At 63.9% G+C, this 18,676-nt stretch carries 18 protein-coding genes; 9 read left to right on the plus strand and 9 right to left on the minus strand.

Features of this window, described 5'->3' with window-relative positions; all coding sequences use genetic code 11:
* Nucleotide 1 precedes the first annotated feature (1 nt).
* The 4 genes from xdhC to uraH all read right to left on the minus strand — a co-directional run bounded on the left by xdhC (nt 2) and on the right by uraH (nt 5,173).
* Complete coding sequence (xdhC, locus tag ACLI1C_RS14540; protein ID WP_411397867.1) at nt 2-877, minus strand: xanthine dehydrogenase accessory protein XdhC; 876 nt, start codon at nt 875-877, stop codon at nt 2-4.
* A 145-nt stretch (nt 878-1,022) separates the two neighbouring features.
* Nucleotides 1,023-3,350 carry a xanthine dehydrogenase molybdopterin binding subunit gene (gene xdhB / locus ACLI1C_RS14545; RefSeq protein ID WP_411397868.1) on the minus strand — a complete coding sequence of 776 codons (2,328 nt, stop codon included), beginning with the start codon at nt 3,348-3,350 and terminating at the stop codon, nt 1,023-1,025.
* Nucleotides 3,347-4,813 (minus strand): xanthine dehydrogenase small subunit, encoded by a 1,467-nt coding sequence (gene xdhA / locus ACLI1C_RS14550; protein ID WP_411397869.1) that lies wholly within the window; start codon nt 4,811-4,813, stop codon nt 3,347-3,349. Before xdhA ends, xdhB begins: the two co-directional genes overlap by 4 nt.
* 3 nt (nt 4,814-4,816) lie before the next feature.
* The gene (uraH, locus tag ACLI1C_RS14555) at nt 4,817-5,173 is read right to left on the minus strand and encodes a hydroxyisourate hydrolase (protein WP_411397870.1); all 357 of its coding nucleotides are present in this window, start codon (nt 5,171-5,173) and stop codon (nt 4,817-4,819) included.
* A 149-nt stretch (nt 5,174-5,322) separates the two neighbouring features.
* Between uraH and puuE the strand changes: the two genes are divergently transcribed.
* A complete protein-coding gene (puuE, locus tag ACLI1C_RS14560) occupies nt 5,323-6,738 on the plus strand; it encodes an allantoinase PuuE (RefSeq protein WP_411397872.1) in 1,416 nt (471 codons plus the stop codon).
* A gap of 14 nt (nt 6,739-6,752) precedes the next feature.
* Here the strand turns inward: puuE and ACLI1C_RS14565 are convergent, their stop codons facing one another.
* A complete protein-coding gene (locus ACLI1C_RS14565) occupies nt 6,753-6,899 on the minus strand; it encodes a hypothetical protein (RefSeq protein WP_332687505.1) in 147 nt (48 codons plus the stop codon).
* 114 nt (nt 6,900-7,013) lie between these two features.
* Between ACLI1C_RS14565 and ACLI1C_RS14570 the strand changes: the two genes are divergently transcribed.
* From ACLI1C_RS14570 to ACLI1C_RS14605, 8 genes are all read left to right on the plus strand, one after another.
* A complete protein-coding gene (locus ACLI1C_RS14570) occupies nt 7,014-7,697 on the plus strand; it encodes a glutathione S-transferase family protein (RefSeq protein ID WP_411397874.1) in 684 nt (227 codons plus the stop codon).
* 37 nt (nt 7,698-7,734) lie between these two features.
* Complete coding sequence (locus ACLI1C_RS14575; protein WP_411397876.1) at nt 7,735-8,562, plus strand: bifunctional allantoicase/(S)-ureidoglycine aminohydrolase; 828 nt, start codon at nt 7,735-7,737, stop codon at nt 8,560-8,562.
* On the plus strand, nt 8,559-9,047 hold the full coding sequence (locus ACLI1C_RS14580; protein WP_411397877.1) for an ureidoglycolate lyase: 489 nt from the start codon (nt 8,559-8,561) through the stop codon (nt 9,045-9,047). Before ACLI1C_RS14575 ends, ACLI1C_RS14580 begins: the two co-directional genes overlap by 4 nt.
* A gap of 94 nt (nt 9,048-9,141) precedes the next feature.
* Complete coding sequence (locus ACLI1C_RS14585) at nt 9,142-9,921, plus strand: META domain-containing protein (RefSeq protein ID WP_411397878.1); 780 nt, start codon at nt 9,142-9,144, stop codon at nt 9,919-9,921.
* 55 nt (nt 9,922-9,976) lie between these two features.
* On the plus strand, nt 9,977-10,600 hold the full coding sequence (locus ACLI1C_RS14590) for a nucleoside deaminase (protein WP_411397880.1): 624 nt from the start codon (nt 9,977-9,979) through the stop codon (nt 10,598-10,600).
* A gap of 304 nt (nt 10,601-10,904) precedes the next feature.
* On the plus strand, nt 10,905-11,678 hold the full coding sequence (gene otsB, locus ACLI1C_RS14595; RefSeq protein ID WP_411397882.1) for a trehalose-phosphatase: 774 nt from the start codon (nt 10,905-10,907) through the stop codon (nt 11,676-11,678).
* A 23-nt stretch (nt 11,679-11,701) separates the two neighbouring features.
* Nucleotides 11,702-13,117, plus strand: coding sequence for a trehalose-6-phosphate synthase (locus ACLI1C_RS14600; RefSeq protein ID WP_411397883.1), 1,416 nt, complete (start codon nt 11,702-11,704; stop codon nt 13,115-13,117).
* A gap of 150 nt (nt 13,118-13,267) precedes the next feature.
* Nucleotides 13,268-14,116 (plus strand): intradiol ring-cleavage dioxygenase, encoded by an 849-nt coding sequence (locus ACLI1C_RS14605; protein WP_411397884.1) that lies wholly within the window; start codon nt 13,268-13,270, stop codon nt 14,114-14,116.
* Nucleotides 14,117-14,118: 2 nt separating this feature from the next.
* Here the strand turns inward: ACLI1C_RS14605 and ACLI1C_RS14610 are convergent, their stop codons facing one another.
* The 4 genes from ACLI1C_RS14610 to ACLI1C_RS14625 all read right to left on the minus strand — a co-directional run bounded on the left by ACLI1C_RS14610 (nt 14,119) and on the right by ACLI1C_RS14625 (nt 18,610).
* Nucleotides 14,119-15,006 (minus strand): 2-dehydropantoate 2-reductase, encoded by an 888-nt coding sequence (locus tag ACLI1C_RS14610; RefSeq protein ID WP_411397885.1) that lies wholly within the window; start codon nt 15,004-15,006, stop codon nt 14,119-14,121.
* A gap of 60 nt (nt 15,007-15,066) precedes the next feature.
* Nucleotides 15,067-16,638, minus strand: coding sequence for a DEAD/DEAH box helicase (locus tag ACLI1C_RS14615; protein ID WP_411397886.1), 1,572 nt, complete (start codon nt 16,636-16,638; stop codon nt 15,067-15,069).
* 338 nt (nt 16,639-16,976) lie between these two features.
* On the minus strand, nt 16,977-17,765 hold the full coding sequence (locus ACLI1C_RS14620) for a molybdopterin-dependent oxidoreductase (RefSeq protein ID WP_411397888.1): 789 nt from the start codon (nt 17,763-17,765) through the stop codon (nt 16,977-16,979).
* The gene (locus ACLI1C_RS14625; RefSeq protein WP_411397890.1) at nt 17,762-18,610 is read right to left on the minus strand and encodes a cytochrome b/b6 domain-containing protein; all 849 of its coding nucleotides are present in this window, start codon (nt 18,608-18,610) and stop codon (nt 17,762-17,764) included. Before ACLI1C_RS14625 ends, ACLI1C_RS14620 begins: the two co-directional genes overlap by 4 nt.
* Nucleotides 18,611-18,676 lie beyond the last annotated feature (66 nt).

Here is an 18,676-nt window from a genome sequence, read left to right on the forward strand (position 1 = left end):
ACTAGCGTCCAATCACCGCCCCCTTGGTTCTGGGGGCGCGTGCCCGCGCGATTTCAGCTTCCCGTTGCCCAATGTGAACCATAATTTCTGCCGCCGCCAGTGCCGCGATAACCGCCGGCCGTTTATCCCCAAGGCCCTGTTGTCCGATGGGCAGGACCAGCTGTTCGAGCGCCCGGGCGTCCCCGCCTTCGGTCTTGAACCAGCTGGCAAACCGCGCCCGCTTGGTCCGACTGCCGACCATGCCGATATAGGGCGCGTCGGTCCGCGCCAGTGCTTCCTGGGCGATCAGGAAATCGAGCGCATGGTCATGGGTAAGGATCACATAGCTGCTGCCCTCGGGGGCCGAACGCACCACGGCTTCCGGCATGGCAACGGCATGCGCTGCAATATCGGCCGGCAGCAGGTCGAGTTCCTCGCGCCTTGTATCAATGACCTCAAGCTGCACCGGCAGCAGCGACAGGATCTGCGCCAGCGCCCGGCCAACATGGCCAGCACCGAACACATAGACATGCGGCAGCGCGGCATCCTCGGCGGCAATCCGCGCCGCAAGCGCCGACCGCATATCGGCATCGGCATAATTGAGGCTCACTTCGACCCGGCCGCCACAGCATTGGCCGATTTCGGGGCCAAGCGGCACGTCCATGGCCTCTTCGGCCTTGCCGTTGGCGATCAGCCGGCGGGCATGCTCGATGACCATGTATTCGAGGGCGCCGCCACCGATGGTGCCGAACAAGTCGGCGGGGCCGACCAGCATGAACGTGCCCTGCTCGCGGGGGGATGAGCCGCGAACTGAGGTGAGCTCGCAGGCGATGGCGTGGGGATTGGCGGCGAGGAAATTGGTGAGTTGGGTGAGGCGGGTCATGAGCATACGGCCCATTTTGAAGAGGATACCCCCTCCCAACCTCCCCCTGATAGGGGGACGGGCCCATCGAGTTTGCCTCGATAGCGGTTCAGGAACGGAGCGGTCCCTCCCCCTATCAGGGGGAGGCTAGGTGGGGGTACTCCGATGCCGAGACGTGCCCTCACCCCCGCGCCCCCTTCATCCGCTCACAGCCCATCAGCACCCGCTCCGGCGTCACCGGCGTATCCAGCCGCGGCGCTACCCGGTAGTCGGCGACACTCGCCACCGCCATCGAGAGCGCTTCGACCACGCTCATCGCCAGCATCAGAGGCGGCTCGCCGACGGCCTTGGAGCGACCGATGGTCGGCTCGGCATTGATCGACCATTCGGCCAGTTTGACGTTGAAGATCGGCGGCACGTCGCTGGCCAGCGGGATCTTGTAGGTCGAGGGCGCCTTGGTGCGCAGCTGGCCCTTGTCGTCCCACACCAGCTCCTCGGTGGTGAGCCAGCCCATGCCCTGGATGAAGCCGCCCTCGATCTGGCCGATATCGATAGCCGGATTGAGCGACTTGCCAACGTCATGCAGGATATCGACGCGATCGACGACATATTCGCCGGTCAGCGTGTCGATGGTGACTTCACTGGCCGAGGCGCCATAGGCGAAATAGTAGAATGGACGCCCCCGGCCGGTGGCGCGATCCCAGTGGATCTTGGGCGTCTCATAGAAGCCGGCGGCGGAAAGCTGCACGCGATTGAGATAGGCCGAGGCGACCAGTTCGGCAAAGGGCACGAACTTGCGGCCGACCTGCATGCCGCCCTGCACCCAATGGCAGTCGCCTGCATCGGCATTGTAGAGGCGAGCCGCATGCGCCAGCAGCCGCGTCTTGATCTGTTCGGCCGCGTCCCACGCCGCCATGCCGTTGAGGTCAGAGCCGGACGAGGCTGCGGTGGCCGAAGTGTTGGGCACCTTGCCTGTCGACGTCGCCATGATCTTGACGCTGTCGAGCCCGACGCCAAAGGCATCGGCCAGCACCTGCGCCACCTTGATATGGAGCCCCTGCCCCATCTCGGTGCCGCCATGGCTGAGATGGATCGAGCCGTCCTTGTACACATGCACCAGCGCGCCGGCCTGATTGTACCAGGTGGCGGTGAAGGAGATGCCGAACTTGACCGGCGTCAGGGCGATGCCCTTTTTGAGGATCGGGCTGCCTGCATTGTATTTGACGATTGCGGCGCGGCGCGCCTGGTAGTCCGACGAGGCCTCCAGCTCATCGACCACGCGGTGAACGATATTGTCTTCCACCGTCTGGTGATAGGGCGTCACATTGTCGGTGTGGGTGCCATAGAAATTGGCCTTGCGGATCGCCAGCGGGTCCTTGCCCAGGGCATAGGCGATATCCTCGATCCACCGCTCGGCCGCCAGCATGCCCTGCGGCCCGCCAAATCCGCGAAAGGCGGTGTTGGAGACAGTATTGGTGTAGAGCGGCTCGCTGCGCACCCGCACCGCCGGATACCAATAGGCATTGTCGGCGTGGAACAGGGCACGGTCGGTCACCGGGCCAGACAGGTCTGACGAAAAGCCGGCACGGGCGGCATAGACCGCATCCACCGCGTGAATCTTGCCCGTATCGTCATAGCCCACGTCATAATCGACCACGAAATCGTGCCGCTTGCCGGTGGCGGTCATGTCGTCGTCGCGATCGGGCCGGATCTTGCAGGTGCGGTTCCACTTCTTGGCGGCCAGCGCCGCCACCGCGGCAAACAGGTTCCCCTGGGTTTCCTTGCCGCCAAAGCCACCACCCATGCGGCGCACATTGATCGTCACCGCGTGCTGGCGAATGCCCAGCACGGCCGCCACCATCAGTTGCACCTCGCTCGGATGCTGGGTGGAAGCAAAAATCGTGACGTCCTCATCCTCCCCCGGGACGGCCATGGAAATCTGGCCTTCGAGATAGAAATGGTCCTGCCCGCCAATCTCGAAACTGCCCTTGGCCCGGCGTGGCGCAGCGGAGAGGCCGGCCTTGATATCGCCGCGTTCCAGCTTGAGCGGCTCGGTGACCAGCTGTCCGCCTGCTGCCTGCGCGGCACGAATATCGGTGGCGTAAGGCAGATCCCGGTATTCGACCTTGGCCAGATGCGCCGCCCGGCGGGCCAGATCACGCGTCTCGGCAATGACGGCGAAGAGGGGCTGCCCCCAGAAATGCACCTTGCCGATGGCGAAGATCGGCTCGTCATGCTTGTGGCTGGGGCTGACGTCGTTCTCGCCGGGAATATCCTCAGCCGTCAGCACGCCGATGACGCCCGGCGCGGATCGAACGGCCGCATAGTCGATGGCGACGATCTCCGCATGCGCCCGTGTCGACAGCGCCAGATAGGCATGCATCGTACCAGCCGGTTCGATCATGTCGTCGATATATTCGGCCGTGCCTGTGACATGCTTGGGCCCGCTGTCATGGCGGGTGGACGTATGAAGGCTGGCTAGGCTGATCGGCGCTTCGTGCTTGTTCATGCCACCTCCCGCTTGAGCCGCTGCCCCTGGCCGGTGGTTTCAAGGAAGAAGCGCCGCAGCAGGTTCTGCGCGGTCAGCAGGCGATATTCGGCGCTGGCCCGCATGTCCGAGATCGGCTGATAATCCTCGGCGAAGGCCACCATTGCAGCCTCCACCGTCTCCATGGTCCAGGCCTTGCCGACCAGGGCGGCCTCGACGGCCTTGGCCCGCTTGGGCGTTGCTGCCATGCCGCCAAAGGCGATGCGGGCCATGCCCACCATGCCGGCATCGCTGACAAAGACCCGGAACGCCCCGCACAGCGCCGAGATATCTTCCTCGCGGCGCTTGGAAATCTTGTAGCAGGCAAATTTCTCGCCTGCTGGCAGCAGGGGGATGGTGACGCTCTCGACGAACTCGCCGGGCTGCCGGTCCTGCTTGCCATAGGCGAGGAAATAATCCTCGAGCTTGATCTCGCGCCGGTGTTCGCCGCGGCGCAGATGCAGCTTGGCCCCCAGCGCGATAAAGGGTGGCGGTGTATCGCCGATGGGCGATCCATTGGCGATATTGCCGCCGATCGTGCCCATATTGCGGATCTGCTCACCCGCAATGCGGTTCCAAAGTTCGGCCATATCGGGGAAGGTCGCCGCAATCACCGGCAGCGCTTCCGAATAGCTCACGCCGGCATAGAAGCGCACTTCGCTGTCATTCTCGGCAATGCGCTTGAGCTCCTGCAGATGGCCGATGAAGATCACCGGCCCGATGGCACGCATGAATTTGGTGACCCACAGCCCGACATCGGTCGAGCCATTGACGATGGTGGCATCAGGATGCGCCTCATAGACAGCAGCGAAGTCGTCGAGGCTCGCCGGCACGATGATCCGCGCCGCGCCCTCCCCGATCTCGACGCGCTTGCCGTCATTGATCGCCTTGATCTTGCCCTTGAGCGCGATGCGCTCGGCCCAGAGCGGATCGCCCTCGGGCCGGCCATAGCTGGACATTGCCTTGCCGGCACGGATGATCGGCGCATACCCCGTGCAGCGGCAGAGATTGCCCTGCAGCGCCTTTTCGATCGCCGCCTGACTGGGGTCCGGATCGCGCATCCAGAGGCCATAAAGGCTCATCACGAAGCCCGGCGTGCAGAAGCCGCACTGGCTGCCGTGCTCGTCCACCATGGCCTGTTGCACGGGATGAAGGTGCCCCTCCTTGCCGCGCAGATGCTCGACAGTCACCACATGGGTGCCGTGCAGGCTGCCCACGAAGCGGATGCAGGCGGTCACCGAGTCATAGATGATCTCGTCGCCCATCAGCCGGCCGACCAGCACCGTACAGGCCCCGCAATCGCCCTCGGCGCAGCCTTCCTTGGAGCCGCGCAGGCGCCGCTCCAGCCGCAGCCAGTCCAGCAGCGTGGCATCGGGCTTGACGTCGGAAAGGCTGATTTCCTCGTCGTTTAGGATGAAGCGGATGGCGCCCGAAACCTCGGTCATGCCTCAGCTCCCCCGATAGGTGGAATAGGCAAAGGGACTGACCAGCAGGGGCACGTGATAATGCTTGTCCTCGGAAATCGTGAAGCGGATCGGCACCACATCGAGGAAGGGCGTTTCGAGCTCGACGCCCAGCCGCTCGAAATACTGCCCGACATGGAAGTGAAGCTCGAACTCGCCATGTTGGAACTGCGCTTCGTCGAGCAGAGGCTGATCCACCCGCCCGTCGGCATTGGTATAACTGTCGGCGATATGGTGAGTGTGGTCGCCATGGACGAATAACAGTTCGATTCGCATGCCACGCGCCGGCTTGCCGTGCATGGTGTCCAGTACATGCGTCGTGAGGCGTCCACTACCCGCCATGATTGCTCCGTCCGTCGTCCCCAGGGCAAGACTACCGCATCACCGCCGTTGCGCAATGCCCATTTTTTACCATCTGGTCCATTTTTGTGCATCTTGTTCTGCGGTTCCAGACTCATACTATTCTGCAAACACCAGACGCGAGCAGACCGATGCGCTATCCCCGCGACATGCATGGCTACGGCCCCAATCCGCCCAAGGCCAATTGGCCCGGGGGGGCCCATGTGGCAGTGCAGTTCGTGCTCAACTACGAAGAGGGCGGGGAAAACAATATCCTGCATGGCGATGCCGGCTCGGAGGCCTTCCTCGCTGACGTCGTGGGCGCCGCGCCCTGGCCGGGCCTGCGCCACTGGAACATCGAATCCATGTACGAATACGGCGCCCGCGCCGGCTTCTGGCGGCTGCACAGGCTGTTTACCCAAGCCCAACTGCCCGTCACCATCTATGGCGTCGCCACCGCATTGATGCGCGCGCCGGCCCAGCTCGCCGCCATGCAGGAGGCCGGTTGGGAAATCGCCAGCCACGGCTACAAGTGGGTAGAGCACAAGGATATGCCGGCCGATATCGAGCGCCAGCAGATCGCCGAGGCGATCCGGATCCACACCATCGCCACCGGGGAGCGGCCGCGCGGCTGGTATACCGGGCGGTGTTCGCTCAACACCGTCGACCTGGTCTCGGAGGAAGGCGGCTTCGCCTATGTCTCGGATACCTATGACGACGACCTGCCCTATTGGCGCGTGCATCACGGCCGCCCGCAGCTCATCATTCCCTATACGCTGAGCGCCAACGACATGCGCTTCGTCACCGCCTCGGGCTTCGATAACGGCGAAGAGTATTTCCAGTTTCTGAAAGACAGTTTCGACTGCCTCTATGCCGAGGGCCAGGCCGGCGCGCCCAAGATGATGTCGATCGGCCTGCATTGCCGCCTCGTCGGCCAGCCCGGCCGCTATCAGGGACTCAAGAAGTTTGTCGACTACATCAAGGGCTTCGACAAGGTCTGGGTGCCAACGCGCCTCGCCATCGCCGAGCATTGGGCCAGGGAGCATCCCTATATCGCCCCAGAGGTCATTCCCTCCCAGCTCGACAAGGCCGGATTCGTCTCCCGCTACGGGTCGATCTTCGAGCATTCAACCTGGATCGCCGAACGCGCCTGGGAGGGCGAACTGGCCCCGGCCAACGATACCGCGGTCGGCCTCCATTTCGCGCTGCGCACGCAGTTCCGCCTGGCAACGCCGGAGGAGCGCCTCGCCGTCCTGCGGGCCCATCCCGATCTCGCCGGCAAGCTGGCAGCCGCCAGGCGCCTGACCGAGGCCTCGACGGCCGAACAGGCCTCGGCCGGTCTGGACGCATTGACCGACGCCGAGCGCGAGCGCTTCAGCGCGCTCAACACCGCCTATGTGGAGAAATTCGGTTTCCCCTTCATCATCGCGGTGCGCGACAATACCAAGGCGTCGATCCTGGCGGCCTTCGAGCGGCGGATCGACAATAGCGCGGAGCTGGAATTTGCCACTGCCTGCACGCAGGTCGAGCGGATTGCGCTCCTGCGGCTGCAGGCGTTGCTGGGGTGATTACGGGAGCGAGGCTACCCGTTCAACTCATCCGGGTCGAAGCCGATATCGGGCTCTTCCCGGGACAGGCCCAGCATCAGCGCGAAGAGACCCAGCCATGGCAGATAGTGCTGCAGCCAGGAATGGGGCGCGACCCCGGGATGGACAGAACGCTGGTACATAACCGACATTGTCGCGCCAAAGGTTGAAGATCTGGTAACCCTAACCACCCCTTGCGCGGCCTGGCTTGCAGCGCGGCTGCCAAGGCGCTATGCGCGATGTAGGGAGGCTCGCTCATGTACACGCTCTACGTTGCCAACAAGAACTACTCGTCCTGGTCGCTGCGTCCCTGGGTGTTGATGCGCGTGCTGGGCATTGAATTTGACGAACAGGTGCGCCCGTTCAACGATGGACCGGGCCTCACTTTCGCCGGGGTCTCGCCCAGCGGTCGCTTCCCCTGCCTCATCGATGGCGACACAGTGGTCTGGGACTCGCTCGCCATCACCGAATATCTGGCCGAGAGCCACAGGCAGGTTTGGCCGGAGGACCGCGCCGCCCGGGCCTTTGCCCGCTCCGCCGCCGCGGAAATGCACTCCGGCTTCCCCAACCTGCGCAATATCTGCGGCATGAATGTCGGCCTTCGCATCGAACTCGCGTCGATCCCTGCCGGCCTAGCGCAGGACATTGCCCGCATTGACGCGCTGTGGAGCGCCGGCCTCAGCCGGTTTGGTGGTCCGTTCCTTGCCGGCGCACGCTTCACGGCCGTAGATGCCTTCTTCACTGCTGTCGCTTTCCGCGTGCAGACCTACAATCTGCAGCTGAGCGAACCGGCCGCCGCCTATGCCCGGCGCCTGCTCGACCTGCCCGCGATGCAGGATTGGTACGCGGCGGCGCTCAGAGAAAGCTGGCGGCGGACCGCCTACGAGCAGGAAGCCCTTGCCGCCGGCCGCATCGTCGCCGATTATCGCCAGACCGCCTGAGTTCGCGCCACGCGAACCCGCACTGCCCAGGACCATAATGGCCGACTCAACCTATGCCTCGCCGCCCGGCGGCCTGCCGGCCCAAGTCGCACTTCACACCGGCCGCGCCGTCTTCACCGAGGCCTATGCGCTTATCCCACATGGCGTGATGCGCGACATCGTTACGAGCTATCTGCCGCACTGGGACCAGACCCGTGCCTGGGTGATTGCGCGACCCATGTCGGGTTTTTCCGAGACCTTCTCGCAATATATCATGGAGGTCATGCCCGGCGGCGGCTCGTCCCAGCCCGAGCCCGAACCGGAGGCTGAAGGGGTCATCTTCGTGGTCGAGGGACATGCCAGCCTTGTCGTTGATGGCAAGAGCCACCTGCTCAAGCCCGGCGGCTATGCCTTCCTGCCGCCCGGCTGCAGCTGGTCGCTCTTCAACAAGGGCACCGCCCCCACGCGCTTCCACTGGGTGCGCAAGCGCTATGAGGCCGTCGCAGGGGTGGCATCGCCCACCGCGTTCGTTGCCAACGAGCAGGATGAGCCGATCATCTGGATGCCCGGCACCAACAACACCTGGGGCACCACACGCTTCGTCGATCCCACCGACCTGCGTCACGACATGCATGTCAATATCGTCACCCTCGAGCCCGGTGCGGTCATACCCTTCGAGGAAACCCATGTCATGGAGCACGGTCTCTATGTGCTGGAGGGCAAGGCCGTCTACCGGCTCAACCGGGATTGGGTGGAGGTGGAAGCGGGCGATTTCATGTGGCTGCGCGCCTTCTGCCCGCAGGCCTGCTATGCCGGACCGGCCCGCTTCCGCTATCTGCTGTACAAGGACGTCAACCGGCACATGAAGCTGGGATTGCCGAAATGAACGCGATCCGCATCGAGCCCCTGACCGCGGCGGCCTTCGCGTCGTTCGGGCAGGTGATCGAGATCGACGACGCCCAGCACTACAAGATCAACAACGGCATGACCGAGCGCTATCATGATCTGGCGCGGGTCGAACTGGGCGGGGTCCATGCCCGGCCGCTGATCTCGATCTTTCGCGGCCAGCCCTATGCTCTGCCGCTGACGCTGCGTCTCGTCGAGCGACACCCCCTGGGCAGCCAGGCCTTTTACCCGCTTTCGGCCAATCCCTGGCTGGTCATCGTCGCCGAGGACGAGGGTGGCGTTCCCGTCCGTCTCCGCGCCTTCCAGCCCGTCCCCGGCCAAGGCGTCAATATAGCCATGAATACCTGGCACGGCGTGCTGACCCCGCTGGAGGCTGTCAGTGACTTCATCGTCGTCGACCGGGGCGGCGAGGGCAACAATCTCGAAGAGCATCACTTCGATCCGCCTTGGACGGTGGCGCGCTAGCGGGCCCATCGCAGCGCCGTAAACCCTGCCATCCATCCAGCCTCGCAACCGAAACGCCCCTGCGCTAGTTTGGTGGCCAGGGATGGAGATCATCATGTTGCCCACGCGGCTCATTCGCTGTGCCATGGCGCTGTTTGCGCTGCTTGCTTTCGTGCTGCCGGCAGCGGCCGACGACATCACCTTCTCCGGCGAAGTCACCTATCGCGAGCGCATCGCCCTGCCGGCGGGCGTGGAACTCCGGATTACGCTGGTTGCCCTGCCGGGGGCGATACCCGTCGCCGGCGCCACCGCCGACACTGTCGGTCGGGCCAGTGCGCCGCTGCAATTTGCTCTCGACGTGCGCAGCAACGTCATCAGGCCCGACCGTGATTATGGCCTTGTCGCCGAAATCCGCAGCGAGGGACGAACGCTCTTCCGCAGCCAGCAACCCGTGCCGGTCGATCCTGCGGCGCCCACCCATACCGTTATCCTGGTCACCCTCTCGCCAGATCCTCCCCATGAGCAGAAAGAGACCATCCTTCCACCGGTCGAGACACCCAACCCCCTGCTCGAAACCATCTGGACCGTCACCAGCATCGGCGGTGAACCAACCCTGCCGGGGAGCAAGGTCACATTCTCGATTGCGGCCGACTACCGCGCCGGCGGCAATAGTGGCTGCAACAACTACTTCACCGAAGCCGGCTTCACCGAACCGCCCCTGGCCTTCGGCCCCATCGCCGGTACGCGCATGGCTTGCGCCCCTGACATCATGGCCCAGGAGACCCGCTTCTTCGCCGCGCTCGGCGCTACCGTGGGTTACGAGCTTTCGGGCAACTCCCTCAAACTGGTCGACGCTGCAGGCGTGCCCCTGGTCGGCCTCGTCAGACAAGACTGAGGCTTTCCAACCCGGCTCCGTGTGGCTAGGCTCGGGCCACGCAATTGGGGCCACCATGGATACCGCTCTTCTCGTCTCCCGCCTGCTCGACGTCATCGAACGCGACATCGCCCCAGTGACCCGCAACGGCGTCGCGCGGGGCAACAAGCTCTTCGGTGCGGCCATCCTGCGGAAATCTGATTTGTCCGTAGTGGTCGCCGAGACCAACAACGAAATCGAAAATCCGCTCTGGCACGGCGAAATGCATGCCATCAAGCGTTTCTTCGAGCTGCCGGCGGATCAGCGGCCTGACGTCAAGAATTGCCTGTTCCTCGCCACGCACGAACCCTGTTCGCTCTGCCTTTCAGGCATCACCTGGTCAGGCTTTGACAATTTTTACTACCTGTTCAGCCACGAAGACAGCCGGGACGCTTTCGCCATCCCCTATGACATTCAGATCCTGAAGGCTGTCTATGCGGTGCCCGATCCCGGCCAGGATTCGGTTCCGCCCGACCGCCCGCTTTACAACCGTACCAATCGCTATTGGACCAGCCACAATATCGTGCAGATGATCGCCGGCCTCGACCGGGACCACCGGGAAGCCCTGCTCGGGCGTTTCGACGATCTGAATGGGCTCTATGGTGACCTCTCGGCCACCTACCAGAACGGCAAGGGTGCCAAAGGCATCCCCCTGGCCTGAACTACTGCTGGGTGACCGCGAGCGACACGAGTTCACTGCGCGGAACCTCGGCGAACGAGGCGGCGAAGGTCAGGAAGCTCAGCGCAATCGCAAAAAGCGCGGTGAGGAGGAACTGGGACATCTTGTTCAATCCGGGCATTAGGTGACGCATGACTCTTCTGTTAGCCCCAAGGGTTTGAACGCCGAACCAATGGCGCATTAATCTTCTGTTCAGAATACCGGTTCCCGCATGTCAGCCATGTGAAGCGAACCAATCCTGCCAAAGCGCGTTCTGTTTCCGACCCATTCTTGGAAGGCCCAGAAGATGTCGCAGATCGACACCGTTTCCCGCGCAGTACCCCAGCTCGCCATTTTCACCGACTTTGACGGCACGCTGGTAGAACTCGCGGAAACTCCCGATGCCATTGAAGTTGCCGACACGCTGCTTGAGGAGCTGCGGCACGCCATGCGCGAACTGGACAGCGCCTTTGCTGTCTTGACCGGTCGCGAGATCGCCGACATCGACAAATATCTGGCGCCACTGCACCTGCCGGTCGCCGGCGCCCATGGCACACAGCGTCGACGCGCCGACGGCGTGCTCGAAGCCATAGACCCCGCGACAGTCCGTGGTGCCGAAGCCATTGCGAAGTCCGTGCAGCCGCTGATCCTTGCCAATCCGGACTTGCTGCTGGAAAAGAAGGAGGGCGCTGTCGCCCTGCACTATCGCCAGGCGCCCGAGCTCGAGGCCGCCGTGCGAAGCGCCATGGAAGAAGCCGTCCGCGACACTGCGGGCTTCGGCCTGGTGCCGGGCAAGATGGTGCTCGAGGCACGGCCGCTCGGCGTCAGCAAGGGCGAGGCCCTGCGCGCCTTCATGCGGGAAGAACCGTTTATCGGTCGCACGCCAATTTTCATTGGCGATGACGTCACAGACGAAGATGGCTTTATCGCTGCCCAGGACCTGGGCGGCGTCGGCATCAAGCTGGGCGACGGCGAAACCGCGGCACGCATGCGCATTCCCAATGTCGCCTCCGTGCATGCACTGATCCGGGGACTGGGAGACATCGCCGCGCGCGATCGCGAAACCGCACTGACACACTAAACTGGACTGACTGGGGGCATTGCATGAGCCGAATTATCGTTGTTTCGAACCGTACGCCGGGCAAGGGTCCGGCGGCAGGCGGCTTGGCCGTGGCCCTGCGCAAGGTCTTGGCCGAGCGCGAGGGCTTCTGGTTCGGCTGGTCGGGAAAGCTGGTGGAGAGCCCCGCGCCGACCGCTCGTATCGAAGATATCGATGGCCTCTCCGTCGCCCAGATTGACCTGACCCGCGACGATCATCACGCCTATTATGCAGGCTTCTCCAACTCGATCCTTTGGCCGAGCTTTCACCTTCGCCTCGACCTCGCGACCATTGAGGCGCATTGGTATGAGGGCTACAGGCGGGTCAACCTGCAGTTCGCCCGCGCGCTGCTGCCTCTGCTCAAGCCCGACGACATCATCTGGGTGCACGATTATCACCTGATCCCGCTGGCCAGCGAGCTGCGCAACCTGGGCGTACGCAACCGCATCGGGTTCTATCTGCACATCCCCTTCCCGACCACCGACGCACTCTATGCCATTCCGCACCACCAGGAGCTGATGCGGGACCTGTCGCGCTACGATCTGGTCGGCATGCAGGCCAATCGCGATGTCGCCGCCTTCACCGAATTTGCCGAACACCAGACCCCCTCGACGCTGTCGGGATCTCCGCTGCAATCGGTCGATTTCGGCCGCACCGAGGTCGCCGCCTTTCCCATCGGTTCCGACCCCGACGCGTTCGCCCGGCTTGCCGTCAGCCCCGCCGCCACCAAGATGATCAGGCGCATGGAGCGCGTCATGGGTGAGCAGGAACTCGTTCTGGGCGTCGACCGGCTCGACTATTCCAAGGGCCTGCCACAACGTGTCGAGGCCTATGAGAAGCTCCTCGCCAACAACAGCCGCTTCCGCCGTCTGGTGCATATGCTCCAGGTGGCGCCGCCCTCGCGCGACAGCATCAAGGAATACCAGGAAACCAGCGACACGCTGGACGCCATGTGTGGCCGGGTGATGGGCCGGTTTGCCGAGCCCGACTGGCAGCCGCTGACCTATGTGAAGCGCGCCTACGGCCAGGCGAGCCTGGCCGGGCTTTACCGGCTGGCTCGCGTCGGCCTCGTAACGCCCCTGCGCGACGGCATGAACCTTGTCGCCCATGAATATGTCGGCTCGCAAAACCCGGACGATCCAGGCGTGCTGGTGCTGTCCCGCTTTGCCGGCGCCGCCGAGATTTTCGAGGATGCCATTCTGGTCAATCCCTTCGATACCGATGAAACGGCCGAAGCCCTGCGCATGGCGCTCGACATGTCTCTCGATGAACGAAAGCAACGCTGGCAGTCGCTCATGGCCTCCGCGCGCAAGCACAATATCGACAACTGGAGCCAGAGCTTCCTTGAACGGCTGGCCCCGGCAAGTGCACGCGACGGTACGTCGACGCGGGATATTCTCTATCTGGCGTCGGTCGCTTAACGCCCGAAGCGCCTGATGGGCGCCTTACCAAATCGTCATCCACCTCTCTGCCTTGTAACGCCTCTTTTGCGCTGCAGGGCAGTATCACATTCCCATGATGCCGGCGTTGAGCGGGGTATGGCCCGATCCGGTGCAGCAAGGGAATGCAAGATGACCAGGATAAATCGTCGTGACGCCTTCAAGGCCGTTGCCGTAACCGCCTCGGGTGGATTGCTGATGAGCCAGCAGGCCTTCGCGCAAGAGGCCGGCGCCACAGTTACCCAGACCGCGGCCCTGCTGCAGGGCGCCGATGTCTGCGCCATCATCCCCGAAGTGACCGAAGGCCCCTATTATTTCGATCCGGCTATGGAGCGGGTCGACATCACCGAGGGCCGCCCCGGCATTCCCACCCGCATTCGCCTGCAGGTGGTCGACGGCGCCTGCGCGCCGATGCCCGGCGCCCGCGTCGACATCTGGCATTGCGACGCCACTGGCGTCTATTCAGGCTATGCCGGCCAGGGTGACGACGGCTCGATCGACACGACTGGCCAGACCTTCATGCGCGGCACCCAGTTCGCCGACGACAATGGCATTGTCGAGTTCGAAACGGTCTATCCCAGCTGGTATCGCGGGCGCACGACCCATGTACATTTCAAGATCTTCCTCGACGAGACCAATATCCTCACCGGCCAGATCTTCTTCCCCGATGCGCTGAGCGAATACATCTACCTCAATGTGGCGCCCTACAATGATCGAGCCGGAAACCGCGATACGCTCAATTCCAATGACAGCATTGCCGCCCAGTCGACGCGCGCCGCCTTCGCCTTCATCAAGGAACTGGATGAGGAATATCTCGTCGCCATGATCGTCGGCGTCGATCCGACTGCCAGCTCGGCCGTGGGCTTCTCCATGGGTGGCGGCAATCGGCCCGCCGGCGGCCAACCACCCGGTGGTGGACAGGGCGGCCCGACCGGATCGGCAGATCGCACCGCGATGACTCCGGCGGTGAAGGGACTGTAAGCCTACTTCACCCAGGGGCTGCCGGACGCCGCCAGCAGGGTGACCAGCAGCTGGTTCATTGGCGTCGCGATGCCGTGCTTGTGGCCGAGCCGGACGATCACGCCATTGCGCGCATCGATTTCCATCCGGTTGCCGGCCAGCCGGTCGGCATGGATGGAACCCCCTGTCGACCCTTCCGCCATGTTGCGGGCATTGGCCACCGTGGACTCGACCACGCTGTCCGCAATATCGGCGCCTTCGGCCCGCCCCACGGCCGCACATTCTTCGGCCAGCCCCCGCACGATGGCTTCGAGGTCCGCACTCCAGACCGGACCTGTCGCCCGCAGCGTCAGCGCCGGGACAATGGCAGCGCAATTGCCGCACAGCTTGACCCAGGCCTGCGACAGGAAATCGGCATGGGCCCTCGCTTCGATTTCGGTATGGGCAAACAAGGCCACAAGATCGTCGCCATTCTGTCCCGCCGGCACGGCGATGATGCCATGCCGGCTCTGCACGATCCGTCCCGGCGCGCTGCGTGCGGCCGGCAGGTTGATCATCACGGGAACCAGGCGCTCGGCCGGGACGAGGTGGGAAAACAACCGGACATGCTCCACCCCGTTCTGGATGATGGCGACCCGCGTATGGGTATCCACCAGATGACCCAGCCAAGGCTCGGTCGAGTCGACATCATAGGTCTTGGTTGCAACCAGCACCCAATCGACCGGTCGCGCCAGGGCCGGGTCCGTCAGCACCTTGGGGCGCGCGGTGATCACCCCGCTCGGCGTCTCGACCCTCAGATCATCCAGCGGCGTGCGGGCGCAGATGGTGATCGCAAGAGCTGGGTCCTGCACCAACCATGCGGCGACGGTACCGCCGATCGCGCCCGGTCCGATGACTGCGATTGTCGTCATGCTCAGCTCCAAACAAAAAGGGCGGCCCGAGGGCCGCCCTTCGTCTATTCGATTTTGGCGCTAAGCGCGACCGCGCTGGCGATCGGCATTGGAGCGGCCATTGCTGCGAGCCGCTTCCTTCTGCGTCTTGCCCCAGCGCTGCTTGGTCTTGTCGCCAGCCGGCTTGTTGTTGGCCATCGGCTTGCCGGTTTCCATGTCGCGGCGTACGCCGCGCGCCGGGGCGCCGCCCTCTGCCGGGCGGGTGCGCGGAGCGCTGTCCGGACGGGCGCGCGTCGCATCGACAGGACGGGCACGCGGGGTGTCCGAAGGCTGGTGATGCGGCTGGCTGCGGCCACCGACATCCTTGGCGAATTCGGCGAAGGGACGACGCTCGGCGGGCGAGCGGCGGTCAGCCTGCGGCGCACGCGGATTCTTGGAAGAACGCGGACCGGGACGGCCACCGCTTGGCTTCTTGTAGGCCGAGCGCGGTGCTTCCACGACGCCGGTTTCATTGGCCAGGTGCAGGTCGCCCGTATAGGGCAGCGTGCGACGGATCAGGCGCTCCACATCGCGCAGCTTGCCGCGCTCGGTGCCGTCACACAGGGTGATGGCGATGCCCGAGGCGCCGTTGCGGCCAGTGCGGCCGATGCGGTGGACATAGTTTTCCGGATCGTCGGGCAGCTCATAGTTCACCACATGGGTGATGCCGGGCACGTCGATGCCGCGGGCGGCAATGTCGGTGGCCACGAGAATGCGGACGTCGCCGGTGGTGAAGCCCTTGAGGGCCGCCTGGCGTGCATTCTGGCTCTTGTTGCCATGGATCGCCGCGGCCTTGTGGCCGTCGATCTCGAGGTTCTTGGCGACGCGGTCGGCGCCATGCTTGGTGCGCGAGAAGATGATCACGCGTTCCATGTTCTCGGTCTCGCTGGCCAGCAGCTCATTGAGCACGCCGCGCTTGGCCTTGGCACCGGAGAGGATCACGCGCTGGTCGATCTTGACCACGGTGGAGCCGGCAACCGACGCATCGACGCGTACCGGATCCTGCAGCAGGCTCTTGGCCAGGTCTGCAACCTCCGGGGCCATGGTGGCCGAGAACATCATGGTATGGCGCTTTATGCCGATCGCCTTGACCACGGCACGAACCGGGGCAATGAAGCCCATGTCGAGCATCCGGTCGGCTTCGTCCAGCACCAGCCAGCGGGTTTCGTTGAGCTTGATCTTGCCGTCGTCCATCAGGTCCTTGAGGCGGCCCGGGGTGGCGACGACAATGTCGACGCCGCGCTCGAGGCGCTTGACCTGATGGTAGCGCGACACGCCGCCCAGCAGCAGCACGGTATCAAGCTTCATCTTGCTGCCAGCAAACTTGCGGATGGCTTCGTCGATCTGGACGGCCAGCTCGCGCGTCGGGGCAAGGATGAGGGCGCGGGTGGTCAGCGGCCGCGGACGGCCGGTGAGGGTCAGGATGCCGGCCAGGATCGGCAGGCCGAAGGCCGCCGTCTTGCCCGAACCGGTCTGGGCGATGCCCATCATGTCGCGGCCTTCGAGCAGCTTGGGAATGGCCTGGGCCTGGATCTTGGTGGGCTCGGTAAAGCCGCCGGCAGTCAGGCTGTCGGTGAGTACGGTCGGCAGGCCGAGAGAAATGAAGTCGTTCAAAAGACACGTCTTTCTGCGCCGATATGGCGCTGCAACGCGCGCAGGACCATGCAAGCGCGCATGTCGCCGGACGCAATGCGTCGGCGGGTCAACAGGTGCAATCGGGCGATAAAAGGGAGATATCGCGCGGGTGCTGGCTCGAACCCGGACAAACTGTTTCCGGGCTGACTTCGCCGCTCACCGCAGGGGATAAGAAGAGAAGTCCGTCGCGATTATGATGTGCTGGGCTTAAGCCTCAGCCGCGACGATGCAGCTGATATGGGCGAAGGCGCCTGAAATAGCAAGGATATTCGCGGCGGGCCGCTGCATGACGGGGTTGCAGGGATTTCGGATTCCCCTCAAATCCCGCCATACCAGTCATAACCCTGGTCCGGCCAATAGCCGCCCTTGCCCTGGCCGAACGGTGACAGGTCATCGACCAGCTCGATCGTGTGCAGGTATTTGGGCTGCTTGTAGCCCAGCGCCCGCTCGATGCGCAGGCGGATCGGCGCACCATTGGACACCGGCAGCACCTGGTCGTTGAGGCCATAGCTGAGGATGGTCTGGGGGTGGTAGGCGTCGATCAGGTCGGAGCTCTCATAGTAGAGAATGTCCCCGCTGAGCGTCCTCTGGATATTGTCGAAGCAGTGATAGACGCAGAACCGCGCTTCCGGCTTCACCCCGGCCATGTCGAGGATCGGCCCCAGTGGTGTGCCGGTCCATTTGGCAATGCAGCTCCAACCCTCGACGCAGTCATGCCGCGTGATCTGGCTGTGCGCGGGCATATTACGCAATTCCTCAAGCGAGAAACTCACCTCGCGCTCCACCATGCCTTTGACGGTGAGCTTGTAGTTGGCGAAGTTCTGCGCCTGCAGGAACATGTATTCCGGCGTGCTCGGCTCCACCGAGCCATTGGGCTTCATGCCCTGGCGGATCTCGCTGGCCGAATATTCGCGCGCCAGCGTCTGTGCCCCGATCAACTGTCGCTGCACCTGATAGGTCAGGACATTGGCCTGCTCCATGACCTTGCGGACCTGGTTTTCCTTGGACCCGAGAAAGTCGAACTGGTTGCAGCCCGCCAGCACCAGCCCGGACCCTGCAATGGCCGAGCTGCGCAGGAAGTTGCGGCGTGTGATCAGCCGGCTCATGGCTTGTCTCCTTCGACGCTCGGCGTGCCCGGGCTGGCGCGATACCAGCCGGTGATCATCGAGCGCAATTCGTTGAAAGGTCCGGCCAGCAGCACCATGGCGATATGGATGATGAAGAATGCCCCCAGCAGAACCATGACGATGAAGTGGATGGTCCGCGCCGTCTGCCGCCCACCGAACAGGTCCAGCATCCACGGCGCTGCGGCATTGATGCCCGGGCTCATGGTGAGGCCCGTGGCGACGATCAGCGGAAACAGGATGAAGAACACGCTGAAATAGGCAAGCTTCTGCAGTGGACCATAGCTGCGTCCATGCTTGAAGCGCAGGGTCGCATGCTCGGCGACATCGCGTGGCACCCCCTTGATGTCACTCGGACCAGGCACGATGTCGCGCCTGATATGGCCGTTGATGAAGCTGGCGACGAACCAGACCAGCATGGTCGCGACAAAAATCCAGCCGAAGAAGAAGTGGACGACGCGCCCGGTGCCGAGGTCGCGATAGGAGGGAATTGTCACCGCGCCTGGAAAGGCCGTGAATACCGGCCGCTCGGCAGCGCCACTCATGCCCAGAACGCCAGTGGTGTCGAAGGTCTGTCCGAAAATCGTCGTCCGCCCGCGCGGACCGGCCTCGGTATTGAACGCGCCGATCTCAAGAATGGCGTTCTCGTATTCGAAGCCCGATTCCTGGCCGATATAGAGCGCCGGATGCGCATTGAAGATCTGCAGGCCTGTCAGCAGCAGGAAGAACAGGCAGATCGCCCAGATCCAGTGCGTCACCCGTGTCCAGATCGACTGACGATAGATCAGCGGCCCCTTGGCCGCCGGCATGCCGGATACGTCGCTCATATTTCCCCCGCTGGTCCTGGGACCAAACTGCCCCACACTATGAGCAACGGCTCGGTGCGGGGCAAA

It is taken from the genome of Devosia sp. XGJD_8 (assembly GCF_046614475.1).
Lineage (GTDB): Bacteria > Pseudomonadota > Alphaproteobacteria > Rhizobiales > Devosiaceae > Devosia.